This window comes from Escherichia sp. MR (genome assembly GCF_005280595.1).
GTDB lineage: Bacteria > Pseudomonadota > Gammaproteobacteria > Enterobacterales > Enterobacteriaceae > Escherichia > Escherichia ruysiae.
The window spans coordinates 1-23,308 of sequence record NZ_SZVK01000051.1 but is presented as its reverse complement, the minus strand read 5'-3'; the positions used below and the strand labels follow the sequence as shown (position 1 = coordinate 23,308).

22 protein-coding genes and 1 pseudogene are annotated in these 23,308 nt (G+C 49.0%); 11 read left to right on the top strand and 12 right to left on the bottom strand.

Translation table 11 applies throughout. From position 1 onward, the window contains the following. The first annotated feature begins 1 nt into the window (after position 1). Positions 2-976 (top strand): glyoxylate/hydroxypyruvate reductase GhrB, encoded by a 975-nt coding sequence (gene ghrB, locus FC814_RS18235; RefSeq protein ID WP_000805001.1) that lies wholly within the window; start codon positions 2-4, stop codon positions 974-976. Positions 977-1,025: 49 nt separating this feature from the next. Here the strand turns inward: ghrB and FC814_RS18230 are convergent, their stop codons facing one another. Next, on the bottom strand, positions 1,026-1,736 hold the full coding sequence (locus tag FC814_RS18230) for a DUF3053 domain-containing protein (protein ID WP_000190517.1): 711 nt from the start codon (positions 1,734-1,736) through the stop codon (positions 1,026-1,028). Positions 1,737-2,168: 432 nt separating this feature from the next. Between FC814_RS18230 and FC814_RS18225 the strand changes: the two genes are divergently transcribed. From FC814_RS18225 to FC814_RS23285, 3 genes are all read left to right on the top strand, one after another. Beyond that, positions 2,169-2,459 (top strand): HTH-type transcriptional regulator, encoded by a 291-nt coding sequence (locus FC814_RS18225; protein WP_010344962.1) that lies wholly within the window; start codon positions 2,169-2,171, stop codon positions 2,457-2,459. A gap of 280 nt (positions 2,460-2,739) precedes the next feature. Then, the gene (cspA, locus tag FC814_RS18220) at positions 2,740-2,952 is read left to right on the top strand and encodes an RNA chaperone/antiterminator CspA (protein WP_000014594.1); all 213 of its coding nucleotides are present in this window, start codon (positions 2,740-2,742) and stop codon (positions 2,950-2,952) included. 140 nt (positions 2,953-3,092) lie between these two features. Next, positions 3,093-3,164 carry a hypothetical protein gene (locus tag FC814_RS23285; protein ID WP_212735822.1) on the top strand — a complete coding sequence of 24 codons (72 nt, stop codon included), beginning with the start codon at positions 3,093-3,095 and terminating at the stop codon, positions 3,162-3,164. Here FC814_RS23285 and hokA read toward each other — a convergent pair. The 4 genes from hokA to FC814_RS18200 form a co-directional block, all read right to left on the bottom strand. Continuing rightward, on the bottom strand, positions 3,141-3,293 hold the full coding sequence (hokA, locus tag FC814_RS18215) for a type I toxin-antitoxin system toxin HokA (RefSeq protein ID WP_001135738.1): 153 nt from the start codon (positions 3,291-3,293) through the stop codon (positions 3,141-3,143). The two genes, FC814_RS23285 and hokA, sit on opposite strands and share 24 nt — an antisense overlap. A gap of 321 nt (positions 3,294-3,614) precedes the next feature. Further along, the gene (gene glyS / locus FC814_RS18210; RefSeq protein WP_001291756.1) at positions 3,615-5,684 is read right to left on the bottom strand and encodes a glycine--tRNA ligase subunit beta; all 2,070 of its coding nucleotides are present in this window, start codon (positions 5,682-5,684) and stop codon (positions 3,615-3,617) included. A 9-nt stretch (positions 5,685-5,693) separates the two neighbouring features. Next, entirely contained in the window at positions 5,694-6,605 is a 912-nt protein-coding gene (gene glyQ, locus FC814_RS18205; RefSeq protein WP_001168544.1) for a glycine--tRNA ligase subunit alpha, read from the bottom strand. 94 nt (positions 6,606-6,699) lie between these two features. After that, entirely contained in the window at positions 6,700-6,999 is a 300-nt protein-coding gene (locus FC814_RS18200; RefSeq protein WP_000980163.1) for a YsaB family lipoprotein, read from the bottom strand. A gap of 174 nt (positions 7,000-7,173) precedes the next feature. Here FC814_RS18200 and FC814_RS18195 point away from each other — a divergent pair, with 174 nt between their 5' ends. Then, the gene (locus FC814_RS18195; protein WP_137326274.1) at positions 7,174-8,169 is read left to right on the top strand and encodes an acyltransferase; all 996 of its coding nucleotides are present in this window, start codon (positions 7,174-7,176) and stop codon (positions 8,167-8,169) included. Positions 8,170-8,210: 41 nt separating this feature from the next. Here the strand turns inward: FC814_RS18195 and yiaA are convergent, their stop codons facing one another. The 4 genes from yiaA to xylA form a co-directional block, all read right to left on the bottom strand. Further along, positions 8,211-8,648, bottom strand: coding sequence for an inner membrane protein YiaA (gene yiaA / locus FC814_RS18190; RefSeq protein ID WP_137326273.1), 438 nt, complete (start codon positions 8,646-8,648; stop codon positions 8,211-8,213). A gap of 35 nt (positions 8,649-8,683) precedes the next feature. Continuing rightward, positions 8,684-9,025: an inner membrane protein YiaB gene (gene yiaB / locus FC814_RS18185; protein ID WP_010344952.1), complete on the bottom strand. Its 342-nt coding sequence runs from the start codon at positions 9,023-9,025 to the stop codon at positions 8,684-8,686. A gap of 167 nt (positions 9,026-9,192) precedes the next feature. Then, a complete protein-coding gene (gene xylB / locus FC814_RS18180) occupies positions 9,193-10,647 on the bottom strand; it encodes a xylulokinase (protein ID WP_137326272.1) in 1,455 nt (484 codons plus the stop codon). 71 nt (positions 10,648-10,718) lie between these two features. Beyond that, on the bottom strand, positions 10,719-12,041 hold the full coding sequence (gene xylA / locus FC814_RS18175) for a xylose isomerase (RefSeq protein ID WP_001149550.1): 1,323 nt from the start codon (positions 12,039-12,041) through the stop codon (positions 10,719-10,721). Positions 12,042-12,408: 367 nt separating this feature from the next. Between xylA and xylF the strand changes: the two genes are divergently transcribed. The 4 genes from xylF (at position 12,409) to xylR (ending at position 17,434) form a co-directional block, all read left to right on the top strand. Beyond that, a complete protein-coding gene (gene xylF / locus FC814_RS18170; protein ID WP_000694881.1) occupies positions 12,409-13,401 on the top strand; it encodes a D-xylose ABC transporter substrate-binding protein in 993 nt (330 codons plus the stop codon). 76 nt (positions 13,402-13,477) lie between these two features. Further along, positions 13,478-15,019, top strand: a complete 1,542-nt coding sequence (xylG, locus tag FC814_RS18165) for a D-xylose ABC transporter ATP-binding protein (protein ID WP_137326271.1) — start codon at positions 13,478-13,480, stop codon at positions 15,017-15,019. Further along, positions 14,997-16,178, top strand: a complete 1,182-nt coding sequence (gene xylH, locus FC814_RS18160) for a xylose ABC transporter permease XylH (RefSeq protein WP_137326270.1) — start codon at positions 14,997-14,999, stop codon at positions 16,176-16,178. The genes xylG and xylH overlap by 23 nt, the downstream gene beginning before the upstream one ends. Before the next feature lie 77 nt (positions 16,179-16,255). Next, positions 16,256-17,434, top strand: coding sequence for a D-xylose utilization transcriptional activator XylR (gene xylR, locus FC814_RS18155; RefSeq protein WP_000494491.1), 1,179 nt, complete (start codon positions 16,256-16,258; stop codon positions 17,432-17,434). A 185-nt stretch (positions 17,435-17,619) separates the two neighbouring features. Here the strand turns inward: xylR and FC814_RS18150 are convergent, their stop codons facing one another. Further along, a complete protein-coding gene (locus tag FC814_RS18150) occupies positions 17,620-18,444 on the bottom strand; it encodes a protein bax (protein ID WP_016160045.1) in 825 nt (274 codons plus the stop codon). A gap of 410 nt (positions 18,445-18,854) precedes the next feature. On the opposite strand from FC814_RS18150, the gene malS reads away from it, so the two are divergent. After that, a complete protein-coding gene (malS, locus tag FC814_RS18145; RefSeq protein WP_137326269.1) occupies positions 18,855-20,885 on the top strand; it encodes an alpha-amylase in 2,031 nt (676 codons plus the stop codon). Positions 20,886-21,061: 176 nt separating this feature from the next. Next, a complete protein-coding gene (gene avtA / locus FC814_RS18135) occupies positions 21,062-22,315 on the top strand; it encodes a valine--pyruvate transaminase (protein WP_000144359.1) in 1,254 nt (417 codons plus the stop codon). Between the two features lie 150 nt (positions 22,316-22,465). Here avtA and FC814_RS18130 read toward each other — a convergent pair whose 3' ends face one another. Both FC814_RS18130 and FC814_RS18125 read right to left on the bottom strand, forming a co-directional pair. Then, entirely contained in the window at positions 22,466-22,939 is a 474-nt protein-coding gene (locus tag FC814_RS18130; protein WP_137326267.1) for a 4Fe-4S dicluster domain-containing protein, read from the bottom strand. A 101-nt stretch (positions 22,940-23,040) separates the two neighbouring features. Beyond that, positions 23,041-23,235: pseudogene (locus tag FC814_RS18125) on the bottom strand (IclR family transcriptional regulator C-terminal domain-containing protein); the annotation flags it as partial. Between the last annotated feature and the right edge of the window lie 73 nt (positions 23,236-23,308).

The window sequence follows — 23,308 nt, the reverse complement described above, 5'->3', positions numbered from 1 at the left end:
AATGAAGCCGTCCGTTATCCTCTACAAAGCCTTACCTGATGATCTACTGCAACGCCTGCAAGAGCATTTCACCGTTCACCAGGTAGCAGACCTCAATCCACAAACCATTGAACAAAACGCGGCGATTTTTGCCGAAGCTGAAGGTTTACTGGGTTCAAACGAGAATGTTGATGCCGCATTACTGGAAAAAATGCCAAAACTGCGTGCCACTTCAACTGTCTCCGTCGGCTATGACAATTTCGACGTCGATGCGCTTAACGCTCGAAAAATCCTGCTGATGCATACGCCAACCGTGTTAACGGAAACCGTCGCCGATACGCTGATGGCGCTGGTGCTGTGTACAGCGCGTCGGATTGTGGAAGTGGCGGAACGCGTAAAAGCTGGCGAATGGACCGCCAATATCGGCCCGGACTGGTACGGCGTTGACGTTCACCATAAAACACTGGGCATTGTCGGGATGGGACGGATCGGCATGGCCCTGGCACAGCGCGCGCACTTTGGCTTCAATATGCCAATTCTCTATAACGCGCGCCGCCACCATAAAGAAGCAGAGGAACGCTTTAACGCCCGCTACTGCGATCTGGATACGCTGTTACAAGAATCAGATTTCGTTTGCCTGATCCTGCCGCTAACTGAAGAAACTCATCACCTGTTTGGCGCAGAACAATTCGCCAAAATGAAATCCTCCGCCATTTTCATTAATGCAGGGCGTGGGCCGGTAGTTGACGAAAATGCACTGATTGCGGCGTTGCAGAAAGGGGAAATTCACGCCGCTGGTCTGGATGTCTTCGAACAAGAGCCATTGCCAGTAGATTCGCCGTTGCTCTCAATGACAAATGTCGTTGCAGTACCACATATTGGTTCAGCCACCCATGAGACGCGTTATGGCATGGCTGCCTGTGCCGTGGATAATTTGATTAATGCGTTGCAGGGGAAGGTTGAGAAGAACTGTGTGAATCCGCACGTCGCGGACTAAGCCGCGACTGCGTGGAGAAAAGCCCGATAACCGTTCGGGCTTTTACTCTTTATTGGGTTGCAGTGACTGCCGTGGTCCAGGCCTGATTAAACGCCTGATGCTGTGCCGGTAATGGCGCAATCAGTTTGTTATATTCACTCGCCTGCTGTGAAGTCGGGAACTGGATGCCATTCGCGACAAAGCTCACCTGAGTACCTTGTTGAGCAATGTAGTCCCCCACCATCACCAGTTGCTGCGTGAACGTTTGAGCCGCCGGAATCAGCGGTTGCAACGCATCAGCTGGGGTCGTCACTACTTTAGTGAATGCCTGATCAAAGACCGGTTTCAGGTCATCGGTCTGTTTTAGCGCAGAGTGCGCAGCATCGGCCTGCAACTTCGCATTTTGCAATTGTTGCGCCAGTACGCCAAGAGATCCGTTCATTTCACGCAGTGGACCACTTTGCGTGACGTAATCCTGTGGTACGCGAATCGCGTTAACGCTGTCTACAACCGGACGCAGACCGGAATCCATCGCCTGATTAACCTGTTGGGAATAGCCATACAGGATCGCGTAATCAGAGACAAAAGGACCAAACTGTTTTTTCTGATCGGCAGTCAGGGTTGGTAGACGTTCACCGCTACGCATCACTGTATTCTGCAGGAAGTCGATAAACGCTTTACGCTGATCGCCTTCTTTATCAAAACACCCACTCAGGCTAACTACCATTAATAACGCCGCAAGAGGCGCAAACCAGCGAGAGCAGGACTTTCCTGTCGCCATTTTCTTACTCCTTTCACCCAAAAAAAGCGCACAACGACACACGCGTGTCTGACGCTGACAAGGATAGTCCAGGACAGGCTTACAGGATACCCTTTATGCATAATCTTCCTGGGAAAATGATGTAGAAAATGAAGAAGAGTTAATTTGTTGTTTTATTGTTAAAAACAGACATTGCTATTGCGTTTTTGTGGTCAGCTCATCCCTTCTCTTGGTAGGCCAAATTTTCGGAATCTTTACAATCCCAGGACGCTGAGAAATATTTCGGCATTAATCATATCGTTAGACGACTATAAGTCACGGCAACTTAGTAGCTGAATCGAATCATACTTAAATCACTCACGGGTTTCTCCCCGCTGTGTCTGCTTTTCCCGACTATTCTTAATAAGCTTCGATGAAATTCACGATCCCGCAGTGTGATTTGAGGAGTTTTCAATGGAATATAAAGATCCAATGCATGAGCTGTTGAGTAGCCTGGAACAAATTGTTTTTAAAGATGAAACGCAAAAGATTACCCTGACGCACAGAACAACGCCTTGTACCGAAATCGAGCAATTACGTAAAGGGACAGGGTTAAAAATTGATGATTTCGCCCGGGTTTTGGGCGTATCAGTAGCCATGGTGAAAGAGTGGGAGTCCAGACGCGTAAAGCCTTCCAGTGCCGAACTAAAATTGATGCGCCTGATCCAGGCCAACCCAGCATTAAGTAAACAGTTGATGGAATAGACTTTTATCTACTGTATTGATGTTTACGGTCCTGATGACAGGACCGTTTTCCGACCAATTAATCATAAATATGGAAAATAATTGTTGCATCACCATTCAATGCGTGGCTTAATGCACATCAACGGTTTGACGTACAGACCATTAAAGCAGTGTAGTAAGGCAAGTCCCTTCAAGAGTTATCGTTGATACCCCTCGTAGTGCACATTCCTTTAACGCTTCAAAATCTGTAAAGCACGCCATATCGCCGAAAGGCACACTTAATTATTAAAGGTAATACACTATGTCCGGTAAAATGACTGGTATCGTAAAATGGTTCAACGCTGACAAAGGCTTCGGCTTCATCACTCCTGACGATGGCTCTAAAGACGTGTTCGTACACTTCTCTGCTATCCAGAACGATGGTTACAAATCTCTGGACGAAGGTCAGAAAGTGTCCTTCACCATCGAAAGCGGCGCTAAAGGCCCGGCAGCTGGTAATGTAACCAGCCTGTAATCTCTGCTTAAAAGCACAGAATCTAAGATCCCTGCCAATTGGCGGGGATTTTTTTATTTGTTATTTCAGGAAATAAATAATCGATCGCGTAATACAATCTATTATTATTTTTATAAAGAATAAATTTGGGTGCAATGAGAATGCGCAACGCCGTAAGAAAGGCGGGAATAATTTCCCGCCAAAGACTCTTACTCTTTCAAATTGCAGGCTAAAAATGCCGCCAGCTCATAGCTTCCCTGTTTAATATGCAATTCACACAGTGAATCTCTTATCATCCAGGTGAAAAATAAAAGCGTGAAACAAATCACTATTAAAGAAAGCAATCTATATTTCTGCGGCATTCCCAGCCTCCTGTGTTGATTTCCAACGAGTAAGAGGCTAACCTTATGGTGTTCAGGCATAGGGCAGCCTCACTTTGATTTATAGTCAGGTGGGGCTTTTCTCTGTCTGCCTTTTGGTGAATACCTGAGACAAACAGTCTCAAGCACCCAGACTTATTTTAGCGTAATAACCTCTTTTCCTCTCCTTAATAAATTCCGAAAAAAATATCATAAAATTAATATATGAGATGATTTTTATTCAGCAGAAGATTATTAAAGGTAGCTGTATTATTTAGTGAAAAAAAAGTCTGCCATCTGGCAGACTTTTTAATAAAGGAGTTATTACTGCAGTAAAGAAATATCCGCTACACGCAGGAATAATTCGCGCAGTTTTTCCAGCATGGTCAGACGGTTGATACGTAGTTCTTTGTCATCGACCATTACCATCACTTTATCGAAGAAGGCATCAACCGGTTCACGCAACTCAGCCAGTTCGACCAGCGCATCCTGATAACGACCTTCTGCGAAGTACGGCTCCAGCTTGTCGCGCAATACAACTACCTGCATCGCCAGTTTAATTTCTTCCGGCTCTTTCAGGGTGGAGGCATTCACGCGATCGCTCAGCACTTCGTCTGATTTCGCCAGAATGTTAGATACACGCTTGTTCGCCGCCGCCAGTGCTGCCGCTGCTTCCAGGGTACGGAAGTGCGATACCGCCTTCATGCGGGCATCAAAATCTGCCGGACGAGTCGGACGACGCGCCAGTACCGCCTGGATGGTGTCGACGGTGTAACCTTCGTCCTGATACCAGGCGCGGAAGCGACCGAGCATAAAGTCGATAACGTCATCCACCACATTGGCGTTAGTCAGCTTATCACCGTACAAGCGCACAGCTTCTTCGGTCAGCGTTTGCAGATCAAGATTGAGGTTCTTCTCAACGATAATACGCAGCACGCCCAGCGCCGCACGACGCAGCGCAAACGGGTCTTTATCACCTTTCGGATGCTGACCAATACCGAAGATGCCCGCCAGGGTATCCATCTTGTCAGCAATCGCCAGCGCACAGGCTACCGGGTTAGACGGCAGGGAATCACCGGCAAAGCGCGGTTGATACTGCTCGTTCAGCGCCACCGCGACATCTTCCGCTTCACCATCATGACGCGCGTAGTGCATACCCATAACGCCCTGGGTGTCGGTGAACTCAAAGACCATGTTGGTCATCAGGTCACACTTGGACAGCAGCCCAGCACGAGTTGCGTGGTTAACGTCAGCGCCAATCTGTTCAGCGATCCAGCCAGCCAGAGCCTGAATGCGGTCAGTTTTATCGCGCAGCGTCCCCAGCTGTTGCTGGAACAGCACGGTTTGCAGGCGCGGCAGGTTATCTTCAAGACGTTTTTTACGGTCGGTGTTGAAGAAGAACTCGGCATCAGCCAGACGTGGACGAACGACTTTCTCGTTACCAGAGATAATTTGCTGCGGATCTTTCGACTCAATGTTGGCAACGAAGATAAAGTTCGGCAGCAGTTTGCCGTCGTTCGCATACACCGGGAAGTATTTCTGGTCACCTTTCATGGTATAAACCAGTGCTTCAGACGGCACAGCGAGGAATTTCTCTTCGAATTTCGCGGTCAGAACAACCGGCCATTCAACCAGCGAAGCCACTTCTTCCAGAAGGCTTTCGCTTAAGTCAGCATTACCACCAATCTTACGCGCCGCTTCTTCAGCATCGACTTTAATCTTCGCCTTACGCTCTTCGTAATCGGCGATGACTTTACCGCGCTCACGCAGAATTTCCGGATACTGATCGGCATTGTCGATGGTAATTTCCGGCTCACCCATAAAGCGATGTCCACGAATTACGCGATCGGACTGAATACCCAGAATGGTTGCCGGAATGACTTTATCGCCCAGCAGCAAAGTTACGGTGTGCACCGGACGCACGAAGTGCACGTCAGACGCGCCCCAGCGCATCAGTTTCGGGATCGGTAGTTTCGCCAGCGAAGTGGCTACCATGTTCGGAACAAGTGCCTCGGTGCTTTCGCCCTTCACATGAGCGCGATACAGTAGCCATTCGCCTTTGTCAGTAGTCAGACGCTCGGCCTGGTCAACGGAGATCCCGCAACCACGCGCCCAGCCTTCTGCTGCTTTACTCGGTTTGCCTTCGGCGTCGAAAGCCTGGGCAATCGCCGGGCCGCGTTTTTCGATTTCACGGTCAGGCTGGGCTTCCGCCAGGTTAGCCACTTTCAGCGCCAGACGACGCGGAGCCGCAAACCATTGAACGGTGCCGTGTGCGAGGCCAGCGTTATCCAGCTCCGCAGTAAAGTTCGCAGCAAAGGACTCAGCCAGGCTGCGCAGTGCTTTTGGTGGCAGCTCTTCAGTGCCGATTTCCACCAGAAAAGTTTTCTCAGACATAGCCGCCTCTTACTTATCTTTGTTGCACATCGGGAAGCCGAGGGCTTCACGGGAAGCGTAGTATGCTTCTGCCACTGCTTTGGTCAGGGTGCGAATGCGCAAAATATAACGCTGACGCTCAGTGACGGAGATGGCTTTACGCGCATCCAGCAGGTTGAAGCTGTGGGCGGCTTTCAGAATACGCTCGTAGGCAGGCAGCGGCAGCGGATTTTCCAGCGCCAGCAGCTGCTGCGCTTCTTTCTCGTACTGCTCGAAGCAGGTGAACAGGAAGTCCACGTCCGCGTATTCGAAGTTATAAGTGGACTGCTCCACTTCGTTCTGATGGAACACGTCGCCATAAGTGGTTTTACCCAGCGGGCCGTCGCTCCAGACCAGGTCGTAAACGCTGTCTACGCCCTGAATGTACATCGCCAGACGTTCCAGACCATAGGTGATCTCGCCGGTAACCGGTTTACACTCCAGACCACCAACCTGCTGGAAGTAAGTGAACTGCGTCACTTCCATGCCGTTCAGCCACACTTCCCAGCCCAGCCCCCAGGCACCCAGCGTCGGGTTTTCCCAGTTATCTTCCACGAAACGAATATCGTGGATAGTCGGGTCCATGCCCAGCTCTTTCAGAGAACCGAGGTACAGCTCCTGGATATTGTCCGGCGATGGCTTAATCACCACCTGGAACTGATAGTAATGCTGTAAGCGGTTGGGGTTTTCGCCGTAGCGACCATCGGTCGGGCGACGAGAAGGCTGGACATAAGCAGCCGCCATCGGTTCTGGCCCCAGCGCGCGCAGACAGGTCATTGGGTGAGAGGTTCCCGCGCCGACTTCCATGTCCAATGGTTGAACAATGGTGCAGCCCTGGCGAGCCCAGTAATCCTGTAAGGTCAGGATCAAGCCCTGGAAGGTCCTGGTATCAAACTTTTGCATATTATTTCGTGCTGGATACGTGTGGATTTAAAGGAAGGGATCAGTATACCCGCTGGATGGAAGATATACAGTACGAAACGGGAAAAAGCAGGGCTTAACGCATGGAAAGATGCAAAAAATGGCCATCCGCGTCAAAAGAACAGACAAAGTGCTCTTTCCGAAAGGTATAGCCGCGCATTTCGTAACTCCCCTGGAACTGTTCAAATGCGGTGACGTCGATTTTTTGCTCGCCGGTGTTATAACGTTTTGCTGCCTGATCCTTGCATAAGGCTTCCATATTCAACGAACGCAGCGGATCAACTTTTACCCGTTGTGCTTTCTGTACGGGTGGCGTTGTTGAGCATCCTACTAACACCATAAGCGCCATTACCGGAAAGAAAGAGTTCATCATCATTAAATTACCGTCTGGTTTGCAGGTGAGTCTTATTATTTATATCGGTATAGTGGCTGATATCTTACGAATTTCCTCAAGCCTCTATAAGCTGTAGTGATAAAACTCAGATTATTCCAGTGCACCAACCGAATGATTTATCAGTCAGACTTTTTTTAACCAGATACAGAGACACAGATGCAGCCCAAAATTTACTGGATTGATAACCTGCGAGGGATAGCGTGTTTAATGGTGGTGATGATTCACACCACTACCTGGTATGTGACCAATGCCCATAGTGTTAGCCCCATCACCTGGGATATCGCGAATATTCTAAATTCTGCCTCTCGTGTCAGCGTACCGCTATTTTTCATGATTTCCGGCTATCTCTTTTTTGGCGAACGCAGCGCCCAGCCGCGCAATTTCTTGCGCATCGGCTTATGCCTGCTGTTTTATAGCGCAGTTGCGCTGCTCTACATTGCACTGTTTACTTCCATCAATGTGGAGATATCGCTGAAAAACCTGCTACAAAAGCCGGTGTTTTATCACTTATGGTTTTTCTTCGCGATTGCGGTGATTTATCTGGTTTCGCCGCTGATTCAGGTAAAGCACGTCGGCGGTAAAATGTTGTTGGTGCTAATAGTGGTGATTGGCATCATCGCCAACCCAAACACAGTGCCACAGAAGATCGACGGTTTTGAATGGCTACCAATTAACTTATATATCAATGGCGATACTTTTTACTACATCCTGTATGGCATGTTGGGCCGCGCCATTGGGATGATGGACACGCAACACAAGCCACTGTCGTGGATGAGCGCCGCACTGTTTATCGCCGGGGTATTTATTATCTCTCGCGGGACATTATATGAATTACAGTGGCGCGGAAACTTTGCTGATACCTGGTATCTTTACTGTGGGCCGATAGTTTTTATTTGCGCAATTGCGTTACTGACTCTGGTAAAAAATACACTGGATACGCGCACTATTAGCGGACTTGGGCTGATATCCCGTCATTCTCTGGGTATATACGGGTTCCACGCGTTGATTATCCATGCACTGCGCACCAGTGGTATTGAGCTTAAAAACTGGCCAATACTGGATATTATTTGGATCTTTTGCGCGACGCTGGCAGCAAGCTTGTTGCTTTCTGTACTGGTACAACGAATCGATAAAAACAGATTAGTAAGTTAAGTAAAAGCCCGGTCACACTGGACTGACCGGGCTTACGTAAATTATTCGCTATATTCTTCCTGCGCAGCCATCGTTTCTTTTGGTGCGTTGTTCCCAGCATCACGGATATTTTTCTGCACCGCTACTGCACCAAACAAGCTTAAAAAGAAGGCCAGACCATAGAAGCCTTTTTCGCTGAGTAATAACGTCGCATTCCACAGACCTACCATCAGTAATGCAACAGAGATAATAAACACAGTCAGGCAGGTCATATAATAAATGGAGGTGGTCGGTATGCCTTCATACTTGTCCCGAACGGTCTTTTGATAAGACGCTGCAGAAAACAGTCCTAATACCAGTACAGTAAAATAATATCCTTTTTCATTTAACTGCATCTCTGCATTCCATAGCCCTAACAGATAGGTAACGATACCACCAACGAGAGCTATCCATGACACAATACTGAATGCCGGAGAATAGGTTGATATTTTGTTTTCCATCACTGACTTCCTTTCATTCCTGAAGCTTAAGAGCTTTATGCCGAGCGAAATACTCGCATTTGACCAAACAAGCAGACAAAAAAGGCGATGGGGTAGATCACCATTTCATAAGCATTGATAGGTGCGTTTAAAACACCGATAAACAAGAGACCGATGGTGATTAACGCTACCAACTGGCAGATGCGGATAAACAAATCATCCAGTTGCCCAAGTTTTTCTGCGCGCAGATATGCATAGTTACCAAAAGTCCCCGTCATTAACACGCCAAGAAAATAGCCTTTGCCACTTAACAATGGACATGAGATCCATAATCCAATCAGATAAACTAGCGCCCCGACCACAAATAATAGTTTTGCTACAGTCTTTGAGGTTTTCATAACGATCTCCATATCTACCTGCGATACATTACGAGTAACCAACGAAAGACAAAACTGAAAAATGCCATTAACAAATGATTTTCAGAATAAATTCATATAAAAAATTAATATATTCTAAATATATATAGATGGAGATAATCCCCCGCCACATAAGGCAGGGGGAAATATTATGCCATTAATGGCAGAAGTTGCTGATAGAGGCGACGGAACGTTTCACGCCGTGGCTGATAAGCAGCATAACACTGTGCGTTCGGCAGATGCGACTGTTCTAAAGGAAGTTGCGGCAACAACTCAATGAGAGATTTATCTGGATTTACCGCAATCTGTGCCAGTCTTGCTGCGCCTAATGCTGGCCCCACATCCCCCCCCGTGCGGTAATTCAGTTGCTGACCGCTAATATCCGCCAGCATCTGACGCCAGTACTCGCTACGCGCTCCGCCACCAATCAGTGTAATGCTTTGCGGTTGAATGCCACAGGCATGTACGACATCCATGCCATCCGCCAACGCATACCCCACGCCTTCCAGTACCGCGCGAGCCAGTTCTGCGGGGCCGTGTTGATGGGTCAGACCGAAGAAAACGCCCTTTGCCTGTGGATTATTGTGCGGCGTGCGCTCGCCGGAAAGATAAGGCAAAAACCAGACAGGATCGACATTCTCATCGGCCTGCTGAGCTGCGGCAATTAAAGCGGGGACATCGCTCAGACCGGTTAATTTCGTCGCCCAGTCCAGACACGACGCCGCACTCAGCATCACCGACATTAAATGCCAACGCTCAGGTAAAGCATGGCAAAAGCTGTGTACGGCACTTTCCGGCTTACTTAGGAAACCTTCGCTCACCGCAAAATAAACGCCTGAAGTCCCCAGCGATAACATTGCCTGGTTGGCATCAACCATACCCACACCAACCGCGCCAGCCGCATTATCGCCGCCGCCCGCAACAACCGGCACTGCATTCATTCCCCACGCTTTTGCAACCTCAGGTAGCAAAGTGCCGGTAATTTCGCTGCCTTCGTATAATGCTGGCATCTGATCTCGAGATAACTGGCAAGCCTCCAGCATAACATCGCTCCAGTCACGCTTTGCGACATCCAGCCACATGGTGCCGGCTGCATCAGACATATCACTGGCGAATTCTCCCGTCATCCGCAGACGCAAATAATCTTTCGGCAATAATACTTTGTCTACCTGAAGGAATATCTCTGGCTCGTTTCGCTGAATCCACAGTAATTTAGGCGCGGTAAATCCGGGCATCATCAGGTTGCCTGTAATATTCCGCGACTGCGGAACTCGCGCTTCCAGCAAAGCACACTCCTCCGCGCAGCGCCCGTCGTTCCACAAAATGGCGGGACGTAGCACCCGCTGCTGAGCATCAAGTAAAGTAGCACCATGCATTTGCCCGGCAATACCCAATGCTTTAACGTCTCGCAGAGAATGCTGTTCACCCAGGATTTTCATCGCGCGACCAGTCGCCAGCCACCACTGTTCCGGATCTTGCTCCGACCAGAGTGGATGCGGACGCGAAACGGTTAGTTTTTCCGTTTGCGAAGCGACCACTTCACCTTGCTCGTTGAGCAAAATAACTTTTACGCCCGATGTGCCAAGATCTATCCCGATATACATAGCGATTGTTCCTTAAAAAAATGCCCGGTATCGCTACCGATAACCGGGCTTGCGGACTGCACAATTAGCCGTTATTTGTCGAACAGATAATGATTTACCAGATTTTCCAGTTGCTCCTGGCGTCCACTCTGATGCACCGGCGCCAGATTGTTGTCCTGAGCATATTTTGCTAAATCAGCCAATGACATTTGACCTTTCAGGATTTGCTGACCCAGTTCACTATTCCAGCCGGAATAACGTTGTGCTACGCGTTTATCCAGTTCGCCGTCTTCAATCATGCGGGCTGCAATTTTCAGTGACAGCGCCATCGTATCCATCGCCCCAATATGACCGTAGAACAGATCGTATTTATCAGTGCTCTGACGACGTACTTTGGCATCAAAGTTCAGACCACCGGTCGTGAAACCACCTGCTTTGAGGATTTCATACATTACCAGCGCGTTCTCTTCCACGCTGTTCGGGAACTGGTCAGTATCCCAGCCCAGTTGCGCGTCGCCACGGTTAGCATCGACAGAACCGAACAGACCAAGCGCAATGGCTGTGGCAATTTCATGGTGGAAAGAGTGACCCGCAAGCGTCGCGTGGTTCGCTTCAATATTCAGTTTAATCTCTTTTTCCAGGCCAAACTGTTTCAGGAAGCCGTAAACCGTTGCGGCATCGTAATCATATTGATGTTTGGTCGGTTCTTGCGGTTTCGGTTCGATAAGCAGCGTGCCCTGGAAACCGATTTTATGTTTATGCTCAACCACCATCTGCATAAAGCGACCAAGCTGTTCACGCTCCTGACGAAGATCGGTATTCAACAGAGTTTCATAACCTTCACGACCGCCCCACAGCACATAGTTTTCACCACCCAGTTTATGCGTTGCTTCCATCGCAGTAACAACTTGTGTAGCTGCCCAGCTAAAGACTTCGGGATCTGGATTCGTCGCCGCGCCTGCGCCATAGCGAGGGTTAGTAAAGCAGTTGGCTGTTCCCCACAGCAGTTTCACGCCGCTCTCTTCTTGCTTGCCAGCCAGCACATCGACCATTTGCGCAAAGTTATTGATGTACTCTTTTAACGATGAGCCTTCCGGGGAAACATCCACGTCATGGAAGCAATAAAACGGCACATGTAGTTTGTGGAAAAACTCGAATGCGACATCGGCTTTACGCTTCGCCAGCGCGAGGGCTTCGCCAGGCTGCTGCCACGGACGATTAAACGCGCCCACGCCAAACATGTCCGCCCCGTTCCAGCAGAAGGTGTGCCAGTAGCAGGCGGCAAAACGCAAGTGGTCTTCCATACGCTTGCCCAACACCAGTTCGTCGGGGTTGTAATGACGGAATGCTAACGGGTTAGAGGATTTCGGACCTTCATAACGAACGCGATCGAGCTGGTCAAAATAGGCTTGCATAATGAACTCCATAATCAGGTAATGCCGCGTGTGATGGATGATGTCGTAATATTGGGCACTCCCTTTCAGTTGCTCAATTATGTTATTTCACACTGCTATTGAGATAATTCACAAGTGTGCGCTCGCTCGCAAAAATAATATGGAATGATGAAACCGGGTGATTTCTCGAATAGAAAAATGCAACAAGTACAATTAATCAACAAAAGTAAGATCTCTGTCATAAATCAAGAAATAAACCAAAAATCATAATCGAAAGATAAAAATCTGTAATTGTTTTCCCCTGTTTAGTTGCTAAAAATTGGTTACGTTTATCGCGGTGATTGTTACTTTTTTAAGCTGTCCTCTAACAACAGAAGGCCTCTGAATCATGAAAATAAAGAACATTTTACTCACCCTTTGCACCTCACTTCTGCTTACTAACGTCGCGGCGCACGCCAAAGAAGTAAAAATAGGAATGGCGATTGATGATCTCCGTCTTGAACGCTGGCAAAAGGATCGGGATATCTTTGTTAAAAAAGCAGAATCTCTCGGTGCAAAAGTATTTGTACAATCTGCGAATGGCAATGAAGAAACCCAAATGTCGCAGATTGAAAACATGATTAACCGGGGCGTCGACGTTCTTGTCATTATTCCGTATAACGGTCAGGTATTAAGTAACGTTGTAAAAGAAGCCAAACAAGAAGGTATAAAAGTATTAGCTTACGACCGCATGATTAATGATGCAGATATCGATTTTTATATTTCTTTCGATAATGAAAAAGTCGGCGAACTGCAAGCAAAAGCCCTGGTTGATATCGTCCCACAAGGCAATTATTTCCTGATGGGTGGCTCCCCGGTCGATAACAACGCCAAGCTATTCCGCGCCGGGCAAATGAAAGTATTAAAACCTTATGTTGACTCAGGAAAAATTAAAGTCGTTGGCGACCAATGGGTTGATGGCTGGTTACCAGAAAATGCGCTGAAAATTATGGAAAATGCGCTAACTGCCAACAATAACAAAATTGATGCGGTTGTTGCCTCAAACGATGCTACCGCTGGCGGGGCGATTCAGGCATTAAGTGCTCAAGGTTTATCAGGCAAAGTGGCAATTTCCGGCCAGGATGCGGATCTCGCGGGCATAAAACGTATTGCTGCCGGTACGCAAACTATGACGGTGTATAAACCCATTACGTTGTTGGCAAATACTGCCGCAGAAATTGCCGTTGAGTTGGGCAATGGTCAGGAACCAAAAGCAGATACCACACTGAATAATGGTCTGAAAGATGTTCCATCCCGCCTGCTGACACCAATCGATGTTAATAAAAACAACATCAAAGATACGGTAATTAAAGACGGATTCCACAAAGAGAGCGAGCTTTAAGCATCACGCCCCGGCGCTGACCGGGGCGTGATTTCTCTCCATGCCGCGTGAACTGATTGGCTTAGGTGGAGTCGTTATGTCTTATCTACTTGAAATGAAGAACATTACCAAAACCTTCGGCACCGTGAAGGCGATAGATAACGTCAGCTTGCGGCTAAACGCTGGCGAAATCGTCTCACTCTGTGGGGAAAATGGGTCTGGTAAATCAACGCTGATGAAAGTGCTGTGTGGAATTTATCCTCATGGCTCCTACGAAGGCGAAATTATTTTTGCTGGCGAAGAGATTCAGGCAAGTCACATCCGCGATACCGAACGCAAAGGCATCGCCATCATTCACCAGGAATTAGCCCTGGTGAAAGAATTGACCGTGTTGGAAAATATCTTCTTGGGTAACGAAATAACCCACAATGGGATTATGGATTATGACCAGATGACGCTACGCTGCCAGAAGCTATTAGCACAGGTCAGTTTATCCATTTCACCCGATACCCGCGTTGGCGATTTAGGGCTTGGGCAACAACAACTGGTTGAAATTGCCAAGGCGCTAAATAAGCAGGTGCGTTTATTAATTCTCGATGAACCGACAGCCTCATTAACCGAGCTGGAAACCACGGTTTTACTGGATATTATTCGCGATCTGCAACAACACGGTATCGCCTGTATCTATATTTCGCACAAACTCAACGAAGTTAAAGCAATTTCCGATACGATTTGCGTTATTCGCGACGGTCAGCATATAGGAACACGTGATGCAGCCGGAATGAGCGAAGACGATATTATCACTATGATGGTAGGGCGAGAATTAACGGCACTTTACCCTAACGAACCGCATATCACGGGTGATGAAATATTACGTATTGAGCACTTGACGGCGTGGCATCCGGTTAATCGCCATATTAAACGGGTTAACGATGTCTCTTTTTCTCTGAAACGCGGTGAAATACTGGGTATTGCCGGACTGGTCGGCGCCGGGCGTACCGAAACCATTCAATGCCTGTTTGGCGTTTGGCCCGGACAGTGGGAAGGGAAAATCTATATTGACGGCAAACAGGTGGATATTCGCAACTGCCAGCAAGCGATCGCCCAGGGTATTGCGATGGTGCCAGAAGACAGAAAGCGCGATGGCATCGTTCCGGTAATGGCAGTTGGTAAAAATATTACCCTCGCCGCACTCAATAAATTTACCGGAGGGATCAGCCAGCTTGATGATGCCGCAGAGCAAAAATGTATTCTGGAATCCATCCAGCAACTCAAAGTTAAAACGTCGTCCCCCGGCCTTGCTATTGGACGTTTGAGCGGCGGCAATCAGCAAAAAGCGATCCTCGCTCGCTGTCTATTACTTAACCCGCGCATTCTTATTCTTGATGAACCCACCAGGGGTATCGATATTGGCGCGAAATACGAGATCTACAAATTAATTAACCAACTCGTCCAGCAAGGTATTGCCGTTATTGTCATCTCTTCTGAATTACCTGAAGTACTCGGCCTTAGCGATCGTGTGCTGGTGATGCATGAAGGAAAACTAAAAGCCAACCTGATAAATCATAACCTGACTCAGGAGCAGGTGATGGAAGCCGCATTGAGGAGCGAACATCATGTCGAAAAGCAATCCGTCTGAAGTGAAATTAGCCGTACCGACATCCGGTGGCTTTTCTTGGCTTAAGTCACTGAATTTACAGGTCTTCGTGATGATTGCAGCGATCATCGCAATCATGCTGTTCTTTACCTGGACCACCGATGGCGCCTACTTAAGCGCCCGTAACGTTTCTAACCTGCTGCGCCAGACCGCAATTACCGGCATTCTCGCGGTAGGTATGGTGTTCGTCATAATTTCTGCTGAAATCGACCTCTCGGTCGGCTCCATGGTGGGGCTATTAGGCGGGGTCGCCGCTATCTGCGACGTTTGGTTGGGCTGGCCGCTGCCGCTCACTATCATTGTGACATTGGTTCTGGGGCTGCTTCTCGGAGCGTGGAATGGGTGGTGGGTCGCGTACCGCAAAGTCCCGTCATTTATTGTCACCCTGGCAGGCATGTTGGCATTTCGCGGCATCCTTATTGGTATCACCAACGGCACGACCGTTTCCCCCACCAGCGCCGCGATGTCACAAATTGGGCAAAGCTATCTACCAACAAGTACCGGTTTCATCATCGGCGCGCTTGGTTTAATGGCTTTTGTCGGCTGGCAATGGCGCGGAAGAATGCGCCGTCAGGCTTTGGGTTTGCAGTCTCCGGCATCTACAGCGGTGGTCGGTCGCCAGGCATTAACGGCTATTATTGTTTTAGGCGCAATCTGGCTGCTAAATGATTACCGTGGCGTTCCTACTCCTGTTCTACTGCTGACGTTGCTGTTACTCGGTGGAATGTTTATGGCAACACGGACAGCTTTTGGGCGACGCATTTACGCTATTGGCGGTAATCTGGAAGCGGCACGGCTATCCGGGATTAACGTTGAACGAACAAAACTTGCTGTGTTTGCTATCAACGGTTTGACGGTAGCCATCGCCGGGTTAATTCTTAGTTCTCGACTTGGCGCTGGTTCACCTTCTGCGGGGAATATCGCCGAGCTGGACGCGATTGCAGCATGCGTGATTGGTGGTACTAGTCTGGCAGGCGGTGTGGGAAGTGTTGCCGGAGCAGTAATGGGGGCATTCATCATGGCTTCACTAGATAACGGTATGAGTATGATGGATGTACCGACCTTCTGGCAGTATATCGTCAAAGGTGCGATTCTGTTGCTGGCAGTATGGATGGACTCCGCAACCAAACGCCGTTCCTGACTTTGATAAAAATTTTCTCAAAGCCGGTAACGTATTACCGGTTTTGAGTTTTTACATGATTCAGCAGGAAAAGAACCATGTTTACTAAACGTCATCGCATCACGTTGCTGTTCAATGCTAATAAAGCCTATGACCGTCAAGTAGTAGAAGGTGTAGGGGAATATTTACAGGCGTCGCAATCGGAATGGGATATTTTCATTGAAGAAGATTTCCGCGCCCGCATTGATAAAATCAAGGACTGGTTAGGAGATGGCGTCATCGCCGACTTCGACGATAAACAAATCGAGCAAGCATTGGCTGATGTCAACGTCCCTATTGTTGGCGTTGGTGGCTCGTATCACCTGGCAGAAAGCTATCCGCCCGTACATTACATTGCCACCGATAACTACGCGCTGGTTGAAAGCGCATTTTTGCATTTAAAAGAGAAAGGCGTTAACCGCTTTGCTTTTTATGGTCTGCCAGAGCCGAGCGGCAAACGCTGGGCCGCCGAACGCGAGTATGCCTTTCGCCAGCTTGTGGCTGAAGAGAAGTACCGAGGTGTGGTTTATCAGGGGCTGGAAACCGCACCAGAGAACTGGCAACACGCGCAAAATCGGCTGGCAGACTGGCTGCAAACGCTGCCACCGCAAACAGGAATTATTGCCGTCACTGACGCCCGGGCGCGGCATATTCTGCAAGTATGCGAGCATCTGCACATCCCCGTACCGGAAAAATTATGCGTGATTGGCATAGATAACGAAGAATTGACCCGCTATCTTTCGCGTGTCGCCCTCTCTTCTGTCGCCCAGGGCGCCCGACAAATGGGCTATCAGGCGGCAAAACTTTTGCATCGCTTATTAGATAAAGAAGAGATGCCGTTGCAGCGGATTTTGGTTCCGCCAGTCCGTGTCATCGAACGGCGTTCAACGGATTACCGTTCGCTGACCGATCCCGCCGTTATTCAGGCCATGCATTACATCCGCAATCATGCCTGCAAAGGAATTAAAGTGGATCAGGTTCTGGATGCGGTGGGCATATCGCGATCTAATCTTGAGAAACGGTTTAAAGAAGAAGTGGGTGAAACTATTCACGCCATGATTCATGCCGAAAAGCTGGAGAAAGCGCGCAGCCTGCTGATTTCTACTACCTTGTCGATCAATGAGATATCGCAAATGTGCGGTTATCCATCGCTGCAATACTTCTACTCTGTTTTTAAAAAAGCGTATGACACGACGCCAAAAGAGTATCGCGATGTAAATAGCGAGGTAATGCTGTAGCGGAAGGGGAAAATCCGCCTGGCAACATTTCGTGGTTGTCGGATGCGGCGTGAACGCCTTATCCGACCTACCCGCCAGGCATGATAAGACGCGCCAGCGTCGCATCAGGCAATTCAGCACAACCACCTGATGCGAGCAAAAGCCCTATCCGACCAACAAGCCGGATAAGGCTCAAGGGAATGCAATTACATATGCGCGGCAATTAACCGCTGGTTATCCTGGTACATCGCGAACAGGTAGTTGTTATAGCTCTGCCCTTTCGTGGAATAACCTTTCAGCTTATGAATCATCGCTGTGGCGGTAACTTCCTGATCCGCTTTACGCAATTGTGCACGTGATTTGCGGAAAGAAGCGTAAGCCGGATGCGTATTCAGGTTAGTGACATAGGCGCTCACCGATTCTTTTACAGAACTGAACTGAGAGTACCCCTTCACTTTACCCGGCGCATTGGTACAACGCCCTTTCATGCACTTCATGCCGAACAGGTTGTTGTTGCTACGCGCCAGCTTCGACGTTCCCCAACCGCTTTCTGCGGCAGCCATCGTCGCTACCATACTGGTCGGGATAATGTCTACACGTTCGAGTAGCGTATTCCACGGGATTTTTCGCGTATTACCGGACCACTTCACCTTATAGCGTTTGGCAATGTCTTGTAGACGTGCACGCTCTGAAGGCGACCATTGCCCCTGGTACTGTTTTGAAATCAGCCAGTTACGTTCCGCCGTAATGGCAGCATTTTGGCTGGTAATATAGGGCATTACAGTCCGGAGAAACGCTTTTTTTCTTGGTGTTCCGGAAGGGTATTTTCGCAAATCAGGAAGTGAACTGCTCTTTGCACTATTGCGAGAATACTCTTGTTTACTGCTTACCTGTTTATTACTAGCTTTAGTTAAGTGGGACTTTTGACTCGTTGTTGTCGTGTGCGTCTTCGCTAACACCTCACTCGAAAACACCAGAGTGAGTAACATAAGAATCATCGCCCCATATCGTCGTATGGGAGTCAAAATCATCAGGTCTCCTGATCGGATTTAATCATTCAAACACCTTATACTCGTCATACTTCAAGTTGCCTGTACTGCGTAAACGCTGTTCAAAACGCCATTGGCGTTTTGTCCTGCAACTCGAATGATTTAGAGTAATATTTTTCCCAAATTTGAGAGTTGAATCTCAAATCATATCAAAAATAGCGGTCAAGCGCACCCCAAGGAATAGTCCAAATCTGAAACTATGTCACGTAGTAATGGTTCAGATTGGTGCAAGATCGCAGAAAATGTGGATTTTATCGCAAAATTCAGCCGTTTTTTGCGCGCGATCGCTCACCCCTGCTTCTCATCCTGTGGACTTACTATTCAGGGATGAGCTTTGTCTGGCTATTCGCTGGCAAACTGTCTTAAATCGCAGCAATAAGGACTCACCCGCCATGAAACTTGCCGCCTGTTTTCTGACACTCCTTCCCGGCTTTGCCGTTGCCGCCAACTGGACTTCGCAGGGGTTCCCCATCTTTACCGAACAGGGGACAGGAACATTTGTCAGCCACGCTAAGCTGGCTAAAAGTACGCGTCCACTAACGCTAAATTTTGACCAACAGTGCTGGCAACCAGTGAATGCGATAAAACTCAATCAGATGCTTTCCCTGCAACCTTGCGATAACACACCGCCACAATGGCGATTGTTCAGAGCTGGCGAATATAAGCTGCAAATCGACACCCGCTCCGGCACGCCAACGTTGATGATTTCGATCCAAAACACCGCCGAACCAGTAGCAACCCCAATCCGTGAATGCCCGAAATGGGATGGACGACCACTTACGCTTGATGTCAGTGCCACTTTCCCGGAAGGTGCGGCAATCCGTGATTATTACAGCCAACAAATCGCGACGGTGAAAAACGGTCAAATAACGTTACAACCTGCCGCCACCAGTAACGGCTTGCTACTGCTGGAACGGGCAGAAACTGGCACCTCTGCCCCTTTCGACTGGCATAACGCCACCGTTTACTTTGTGCTGACAGACCGTTTCGAAAACGGCGATCTCAGCAATGACCAGAGCTACGGTCGTCATAAAGACGGTATGGCGGAAATTGGCACTTTTCACGGCGGCGATTTACGCGGCCTGACCAACAAACTGGATTATCTCCAGCAGCTCGGCGTCAATGCCCTATGGATCAGCGCCCCATTTGAGCAAATTCACGGCTGGGTAGGCGGTGGTACAAAAGGCGATTTCCCGCATTATGCCTACCACGGTTATTACACACAGGACTGGACGAATCTTGATGCAAATATGGGCAACGAAGCCGATCTACGGACGCTGGTTGATAGCGCGCACCAGCGCGGTATTCGTATTCTCTTTGATGTGGTGATGAACCATACCGGTTATGCCACGCTGGCGGATATGCAGGAGTATCAGTTTGGCGCGTTATATATTTCTGGTGATGAGCTGAAAAAAACGCTGGGTGACCGCTGGAGCGACTGGAAACCCGCCGCCGGGCAAACCTGGCATAGTTTTAACGATTACATTAATTTCAGCGACAAAACAGGGTGGGATAAATGGTGGGGGAAAAACTGGGTCAGAACGGATATTGGAGATTACGACAATCCTGGATTCGACGATCTCACCATGTCGCTGGCCTTTTTACCGGATATAAAGACCGAATCTACCACCGCTTCAGGTCTGCCGGTGTTCTATAAAAACAAACCGGATACCCACGCTAAAGCCATCGATGGCTATACGCCGCGCGATTATTTAACTCACTGGTTAAGCCAGTGGGTTCGCGACTACGGGATTGATGGTTTTCGGGTCGACACTGCCAAACATGTTGAGTTGCCCGCCTGGCAGCAACTGAAAACTCAGGCCAGCGCCGCACTTAGCGAATGGAAAAAAGCGAATCCCGATAAAGCATTAGATGACAAACCTTTCTGGATGACCGGCGAAGCCTGGGGTCATGGCGTGATGCAAAGTGACTACTATCGCCACGGCTTCGATGCGATGATCAACTTCGATTATCAGGAACAGGCGGTGAAAGCCGTCGATTGTCTGGCGCAGATGGATACCACCTGGCAGCAAATGGCAGATAAATTGCAGGATTTCAACGTGTTGAGCTATCTCTCCTCGCATGATACCCGCCTGTTCCGCGAAGGAGGCGACAAAGCAGCAGAGTTATTGCTATTAGCGCCAGGTGCGGTGCAAATCTTTTATGGCGATGAATCCTCGCGTCCGTTCGGAGCCACCGGCTCAGATCCGCTGCAAGGCACACGCTCGGATATGAACTGGCAGGATGTTAGCGGTAAATCTGCCGCCAGCGTTGCGCACTGGCAACGCCTCGGTCAGTTCCGCGCCCGCCATCCAGCGATTGGCGCGGGTAAGCAGACCACATTGCCACTGAAACAAGGTTATGGATTTGTCCGTGAACATGGCAATGATAAAGTGATGGTTGTCTGGGCGGGGCAACAGTAACTTTTCCGGCTTCCCACTTGCAGTATGTCGGGAAGCCGTATTCCAGTATAAAAGACCAGACATATCATAAACCTTAGCATGATACGCCAATCCTCTTGCAGCAACCCGATTTGCACCCCAGCAAATGTAGCGTTATTGTTACTTTCCTTGCTACAGAGTTCGACAGATATCCCGCTATGACATTCTCCCTTTTTGGTGACAAATTTACCCGTCACTCCGGCATTACGCTGCTGATGGAAGATCTGAACGACGGCTTACGCACGCCCGGCGCGATTATGCTCGGCGGCGGCAATCCGGCGCAGATCCCGGAAATGCAGGACTACTTCCAGACGCTGCTGACCGACATGCTGGAAAGCGGCAAAGCCACTGATGCGCTGTGTAATTACGACGGCCCGCAGGGGAAAACGGAGCTACTCACACTACTTGCCGGAATGCTACGCGAGAAGCTGGGTTGGGATATTGAACCACAGAATATTGCACTAACAAACGGCAGCCAGAGCGCGTTTTTCTACTTATTTAATCTGTTTGCCGGACGCCGCGCCGATGGTCGGGTCAAAAAAGTGCTGTTCCCGCTGGCACCAGAATACATTGGCTACGCTGACGCCGGACTGGAAGAAGATCTTTTCGTCTCTGCGCGTCCAAATATTGAACTGCTGCCAGAAGGCCAGTTTAAATACCACGTCGATTTTGAACATCTGCATATTGGCGAAGAGACCGGGATGATTTGCGTCTCCCGTCCAACGAACCCAACAGGCAATGTGATTACTGACGAAGAGTTGCTGAAGCTGGATGCACTGGCAAATCAGCACGGTATTCCGCTGGTGATTGATAACGCTTATGGTGTCCCGTTCCCTGGCATTATCTTCAGCGAAGCGCGCCCACTGTGGAATCCGAATATCGTGCTGTGCATGAGCCTTTCTAAATTGGGGCTGCCAGGTTCGCGCTGCGGCATTATCATCGCCAATGAAAAAATCATCACCGCCATCACGAATATGAACGGCATTATCAGCCTGGCGCCTGGCGGTATTGGTCCGGCGATGATGTGTGAAATGATTAAGCGTAACGATCTGCTGCGCCTGTCAGAAACGGTCATTAAGCCGTTCTACTACCAGCGTGTTCAGGAAACTATCGCCATCATTCGCCGCTATTTACCAGAAGATCGCTGCCTGATTCATAAACCCGAAGGAGCCATTTTCCTCTGGCTATGGTTTAAGGATTTGCCAATTACCACCGAGCAGCTTTACCAGCGCCTGAAAGCGCGCGGCGTGCTGATGGTGCCGGGGCACAACTTCTTCCCTGGGCTGGATAAACCGTGGCCGCATACGCATCAATGTATGCGCATGAACTATGTGCCGGAGCCGGAGAAAATTGAGGCAGGCGTGAAGATTCTGGCGGAAGAGATTGAACGCGCCTGGGCTGAGAGTCATTAAAAATTGCCTGATGCGCTGCGCTTATCAGGCCACATAATTTCTGCAATGTATTGAATTTGTAAGGTTTTGTAGGCCAGATAAGACGTTCACGCCACATCCGGCATTAACAAAACGCACTATTCCGGCGTTGAGAACCACCGGAATAGTGTTTCAAACAGGCTGCTGTAGTAGCCGATTCCGCTGCACTTTCTCAACATCCATACACTGCAACGCTTTTGTCGGACAGGCTTCAACACAGGCCGGGCCCGTCGTCCGATGCCAGCACAGATCGCACTTAATCGCCCTCGCCTTTGCACGCGATGAAATGACCTCCATCGCGCTAAACGGACATGCCAGCATACAGCTTTTACAGCCAATACAACGTGATTGTTCAACAAAGATATGCCCATGTTCACGACGAATAGCGTCCACAGGGCAAACATTCGCGCAGGGTGCATCTTCACACTGATGACAGGCTACTGCCGTGGTCCAGGTATGGTCTTTGATAACACGAATACGGGAAATAAACTCGCCAGGTAACAACGAAGCGCAATCCTGATTCTCCTGATGCGACACTGCGCAAGCCACTTCACAGGTACGGCAACCGATACATTTCGTCGCATCCGCAATAATAAACCGGTTCATGATCACTCCTTTGCGCTAAAACCGCAGCGTGCCAGAGAGTGCGCCATTATTGCTTTGATCCAACGAAGGAAATATTAAAGTTTTGCCACCTGCCCAAAGCATTATGTGATCGCCCCCTGGTCGTCCCGGACGGTAAATCCCAGTTCATTGGAAATAGCCAGGGCAGTTTCACGCAGCGGTTTCAGGAGATTTTTCACCCCCACCTGTTTCAGGCGTGATGTCGAAAGCGAAATCGACACCGCATACGGCACCCGCCCATGAATATCAAACACCGGAACAGCAATACAGGAGACGCCGGTGATGCTGCCAACTTACTGATTTAGTGTATGATGGTGTTTTTGAGGTGCTCCAGTGGCTTCTGTTTCTATC

Excerpts from the sequence above, each read along its gene's own strand:
- ghrB (WP_000805001.1), top strand. The coding sequence starts at position 2 with ATGAAGCCGTCCGTTATCCTCTACAAAGCCTTACCTGATGATCTACTG.
- FC814_RS18230 (WP_000190517.1), bottom strand. The coding sequence starts at position 1,736 with ATGGCGACAGGAAAGTCCTGCTCTCGCTGGTTTGCGCCTCTTGCGGCG.
- FC814_RS18225 (WP_010344962.1), top strand. The coding sequence starts at position 2,169 with ATGGAATATAAAGATCCAATGCATGAGCTGTTGAGTAGCCTGGAACAA.
- cspA (WP_000014594.1), top strand. The coding sequence starts at position 2,740 with ATGTCCGGTAAAATGACTGGTATCGTAAAATGGTTCAACGCTGACAAA.
- hokA (WP_001135738.1), bottom strand. The coding sequence starts at position 3,293 with ATGCCGCAGAAATATAGATTGCTTTCTTTAATAGTGATTTGTTTCACG.
- glyS (WP_001291756.1), bottom strand. The coding sequence starts at position 5,684 with ATGTCTGAGAAAACTTTTCTGGTGGAAATCGGCACTGAAGAGCTGCCA.
- glyQ (WP_001168544.1), bottom strand. The coding sequence starts at position 6,605 with ATGCAAAAGTTTGATACCAGGACCTTCCAGGGCTTGATCCTGACCTTA.
- FC814_RS18200 (WP_000980163.1), bottom strand. The coding sequence starts at position 6,999 with ATGATGATGAACTCTTTCTTTCCGGTAATGGCGCTTATGGTGTTAGTA.
- FC814_RS18195 (WP_137326274.1), top strand. The coding sequence starts at position 7,174 with ATGCAGCCCAAAATTTACTGGATTGATAACCTGCGAGGGATAGCGTGT.
- yiaA (WP_137326273.1), bottom strand. The coding sequence starts at position 8,648 with ATGGAAAACAAAATATCAACCTATTCTCCGGCATTCAGTATTGTGTCA.
- yiaB (WP_010344952.1), bottom strand. The coding sequence starts at position 9,025 with ATGAAAACCTCAAAGACTGTAGCAAAACTATTATTTGTGGTCGGGGCG.
- xylB (WP_137326272.1), bottom strand. The coding sequence starts at position 10,647 with ATGTATATCGGGATAGATCTTGGCACATCGGGCGTAAAAGTTATTTTG.
- xylA (WP_001149550.1), bottom strand. The coding sequence starts at position 12,041 with ATGCAAGCCTATTTTGACCAGCTCGATCGCGTTCGTTATGAAGGTCCG.
- xylF (WP_000694881.1), top strand. The coding sequence starts at position 12,409 with ATGAAAATAAAGAACATTTTACTCACCCTTTGCACCTCACTTCTGCTT.
- xylG (WP_137326271.1), top strand. The coding sequence starts at position 13,478 with ATGTCTTATCTACTTGAAATGAAGAACATTACCAAAACCTTCGGCACC.
- xylH (WP_137326270.1), top strand. The coding sequence starts at position 14,997 with ATGTCGAAAAGCAATCCGTCTGAAGTGAAATTAGCCGTACCGACATCC.
- xylR (WP_000494491.1), top strand. The coding sequence starts at position 16,256 with ATGTTTACTAAACGTCATCGCATCACGTTGCTGTTCAATGCTAATAAA.
- FC814_RS18150 (WP_016160045.1), bottom strand. The coding sequence starts at position 18,444 with ATGATTTTGACTCCCATACGACGATATGGGGCGATGATTCTTATGTTA.
- malS (WP_137326269.1), top strand. The coding sequence starts at position 18,855 with ATGAAACTTGCCGCCTGTTTTCTGACACTCCTTCCCGGCTTTGCCGTT.
- avtA (WP_000144359.1), top strand. The coding sequence starts at position 21,062 with ATGACATTCTCCCTTTTTGGTGACAAATTTACCCGTCACTCCGGCATT.
- FC814_RS18130 (WP_137326267.1), bottom strand. The coding sequence starts at position 22,939 with ATGAACCGGTTTATTATTGCGGATGCGACGAAATGTATCGGTTGCCGT.